The sequence below is a fragment of the Arsenophonus sp. ENCA genome (genome assembly GCF_002287155.1).
Classification (GTDB): domain Bacteria; phylum Pseudomonadota; class Gammaproteobacteria; order Enterobacterales; family Enterobacteriaceae; genus Arsenophonus; species Arsenophonus nilaparvatae.
Genome location: NZ_NHNG01000587.1, coordinates 1 through 3,506, shown reverse-complemented (window position 1 = coordinate 3,506; position 3,506 = coordinate 1). Strand labels below are relative to the sequence as shown.

The 3,506-nt window shown below is 35.4% G+C and carries 5 protein-coding genes; 2 read left to right on the top strand and 3 right to left on the bottom strand.

The genetic code is table 11. The features are described 5' to 3' along the window. Nucleotides 1–395: 395 nt before the first annotated feature. A complete protein-coding gene (locus CBG25_RS15365) occupies nucleotides 396–1,199 on the top strand; it encodes a replication initiator protein A (protein ID WP_290607738.1) in 804 nt (267 codons plus the stop codon). Between the two features lie 26 nt (nucleotides 1,200–1,225). On the opposite strand, the gene CBG25_RS15360 is transcribed toward CBG25_RS15365, so the two are convergent. The 3 genes from CBG25_RS15360 to CBG25_RS15350 all read right to left on the bottom strand — a co-directional run bounded on the left by CBG25_RS15360 (nucleotide 1,226) and on the right by CBG25_RS15350 (nucleotide 2,896). Continuing rightward, on the bottom strand, nucleotides 1,226–1,543 hold the full coding sequence (locus tag CBG25_RS15360) for a hypothetical protein (RefSeq protein WP_290607736.1): 318 nt from the start codon (nucleotides 1,541–1,543) through the stop codon (nucleotides 1,226–1,228). Between the two features lie 14 nt (nucleotides 1,544–1,557). After that, nucleotides 1,558–2,211 carry a ParA family protein gene (locus CBG25_RS15355; protein ID WP_290607734.1) on the bottom strand — a complete coding sequence of 218 codons (654 nt, stop codon included), beginning with the start codon at nucleotides 2,209–2,211 and terminating at the stop codon, nucleotides 1,558–1,560. A 280-nt stretch (nucleotides 2,212–2,491) separates the two neighbouring features. Then, nucleotides 2,492–2,896: a helix-turn-helix transcriptional regulator gene (locus tag CBG25_RS15350; protein WP_366212792.1), complete on the bottom strand. Its 405-nt coding sequence runs from the start codon at nucleotides 2,894–2,896 to the stop codon at nucleotides 2,492–2,494. A gap of 144 nt (nucleotides 2,897–3,040) precedes the next feature. Here CBG25_RS15350 and CBG25_RS15345 point away from each other — a divergent pair, with 144 nt between their 5' ends. Next, nucleotides 3,041–3,313, top strand: a complete 273-nt coding sequence (locus CBG25_RS15345; protein ID WP_290607740.1) for a Cox family DNA-binding protein — start codon at nucleotides 3,041–3,043, stop codon at nucleotides 3,311–3,313. Nucleotides 3,314–3,506: the final 193 nt, after the last annotated feature.

Sequence of the window (3,506 nt, the reverse complement as noted above, 5' to 3'; positions counted from 1 at the left end):
TTTGGGTTTGTAATGTTTTTTTTATCTTTTGGCTTGATAATTAGTCGGTAAATCCCGATAATTAGTCGGTAAAGCCCGATAATTAGTCGGTAAATCCCGATAATTAGTCGGTAAATCCCGAATCGATGGTCGGTAAATCCCGAATCGATTTATAATTAACTAATTGATAAAAAAGAAAAAATGAAAACATTACGCCCCCACAAACATCAAAAACTCGCATTTTTTATCACTGATGAGATAGATGTTTCTACATTTCGTGATGAAATAGCGAGTATGGAACATCCATTTTTTGCTTTAAAGAGGCTGTCGCAAAAGGGGTATTTACAATAAAAATAATTTAATTTTTTCTTTAAAATCAAAATATTGAAATCATTAAAAACATGATACTACCTCTTTTGCGACAGCCTCTAAAAGGAGGGGATACTAAAGTTAGGCAATACAGCAATGGAAATGTAACAGTAACCGTTAGGTCTGCGGCTGAAATTGGTTTAGCTACCGTTTTTGATAAAGATATTTGGATATACGCTATATCAAAACTGCAAGAAGCAATTAATAATGGAAAGCCTATTAGCCGGACTATTGCTTTTACTCCCTATGATTTTTTTGTAACGACCAACCGTGATAAAGGTGGTAAGTCTTACAAAGAATTAGAAAAAACTTTAGAGAGACTTGCTGGTACTCGTATTACAACAAATATTATTTATTCAGAAGACAAACAAGAAAGTATTGGTTTTGGGTTAATTGATAGTTGGCGAATTTTAGAGGAGAAAAAGGGAAAGCTCGAAATTGGCATGATTGAAATAACTTTGCCTGATTGGTTATATCAAGCAATAACAAAGACAAAAGTCTTACAGATTAGTTCTGATTATTTTCGTATTCGTAAAGCGATAGATAGAAGATTGTATGAAATCGCCCGTAAGCATTGTGGTAATCAACATGAGTTTACAATTTTTTTAGAAAATCTTTTAAAAAAGACCGGAAGTTCAACTGCATTAAAATATTTTAGATCTGAAATAAAAAAACTTTCAATACTTAATGACCTTCCTGATTATGAAATTAGCTTTGATCCTAGTACAGACAAAGTCACTTTCAAAAACCGCAATCAAAACACCCCACAAGCGGAAGCTTCCCGTAAGAGAGAAAAGGGGAAGAAAGAGGTGTATAAAATTAAAAAGACATTATTGAATAAAATTAATTAACTTACTGATTTTAAAGTTAAATTTTATCAATTTTTATTTTTTAGCAAAGAGGCCATCGCCCGTTCAATAGTTTCAGCTAATGTGATTTCATGTTGATCTGCATACTGATAAATTTCGTTTAATGTACTTGGACGCAATCTAGTTGAAAATTGTTCCGTTCTGCCGGTTTTTCTTCTTGTTCTACGAAATGATTCTGTTGATGTAGCAGTGTGAGTTTTTGGTGTTTCTCTAAAACCAGACGCTAATGTTATTGCTTTAATTGCCTCTAGATCAATTTCAGTGTTATTTTCTTTTGTTGACTCACCAAAATTAAAAGTGGTTCTTTCTTTTTCATTGTTATTCATATAGATACTCTACATTATCTTAATGTGTCAATAACGGCTTGAGCAAATTTAGACGCATTATCTTTCGCTGCTTTCAAGCCTCCAACATCAGAAAAATCTAAAGTATTTAATATGCCTCCAATATCAAATAAAGTCCGATACGCAGCGCGATCAACAATTGAAACAGGCAGCATTGGAACCGTTATAAGTTGTTGTTCAATGTTTCGGGCTGTTTTTTCTCTAATCGCTGAAGGAACTCGCGTAAAAAACAATTTATATAGAATTTTTCTATTAGATATACTCATGATATTATTGATTAATCTCACAGATTTAGCGGCTTCATCGGCATCCATAACTGATTTTTGTAAAGGTATAAGCACAAGGTCTGATTTTGCAACAGCATAGCCGATCCGTGTTGTAGCCGTCCCTTCTAAATCCACAATAACAAAATCCGATGCTAAACCAGCATTAGCAATAGTTGATAATATCGTTTCGTCGGAGTCATCCGTTAGTACGTTAATGTTTGTATGTAATGCGCTTTTTTTAGACCAAATTTCTATTGGTTTATTTGGATCAGCATCAATTAAGGTAACTTTTGATCCTGCTATTGCTAATTCTCCTGCTAGCAAAACTGCTGAGGTTGTTTTTCCTACCCCACCTTTTGAGGAAACAAAAGATATTACTTTCATACGGTTTAAGTTTTACATTGATTATCTACATAAGATTAAGCATAGCAGATTACAAAGAACAGTCAATCTTAATGAAAGAAGGTTGCAACCTGCTTGTAAAAAGATAGCAAAAAGATAATTATCTTTTGTTAGAGTGATTTTTCCTCTTATACATTTTAAAAAACAATATTAAACAATAAGTTATGAAATCATTTAGCTCGTTATCTCTTGATAACATCAAGAATGAACTTCCAGAAATCATCCTGACTTGCCAACCAATTATCAAACTCATTTTGAATAGTCATCCAGTTTTCTGGTCGTAGTGGGATGATCTCACATCCGATTCCACGACTGTTTTTCTTGTCTGCTTTTGTGCTTCCTCTCCATCGGTTCCAGAGTGTGCGAGAGCCGGACTGATTTGTCCGGCTATTGGGGCTATTTTCCCGTGCAGTAACCATAACGTGTATTTTTCAAATAATTCAACCTGCAATACTTTTTCCATGACTTCAGCTCTAGCTCGCTGATGGCCTGTTTCGTAACTCCTTACTGTGCTAAGCGATAAACCAACAATTTGAGAAAATTGTAATTGCGTTAACTTTTCAGATTTTCTGATAGCGCGAAGTTTTTGCGCATAATCTATTGACAAGATCGTCATACAAAGATTATTCTCCATCAAAAAGATCGTTACATAAAGATCTTTATGCACATAACAAATGCCGCACAAACCAAAAAACGGCTACATCGCGGCAAATGCACCCAGTGTTAAGCATACCAGAGTTTGGGTTTAACGCGGTTTTAAGGGGTTTTAAGCGGCACTAAGCGGTTTAAAGAAATGAAAGCGAGGGAAGGAATGATTAACGACGACTACGAGATGAGATATCCGATAGATGTCATGCACGTTAAAAAATTTGCAGAGTTAATCGGCAAAACCCCTAGCGCTGTCCAGGAAATGATCGAGAACAACAAGTTGCCGGTTATTCCGTTGCAAGACCCAAGTAAACCGAATTCTCGAGTGAGAGAACGATTGATATACCTTCCCGAGTTTAATAGAGGGCTGCGTGCAGCCTACCTTAATCGTCCCGCAGAAGAACGTGATGCTTGGCTTAAGTGGCTTGGGTTGTAATCACCAAGCAAGAAATTTGAACAAAAGTCCATAGCCAGCGTTTTCTGCGGAACTGCTCTTTAACATTAAACTAGTTGCTGAATAGAGACTTGCATTTTTTGTCACGCTATTGAGAATAAAAAGAGGTTTAACTTAGAGAATAAAGGTTTGAAATGATCAACAAAGAGCGGCTGTTACGAGATAATCGTTTATG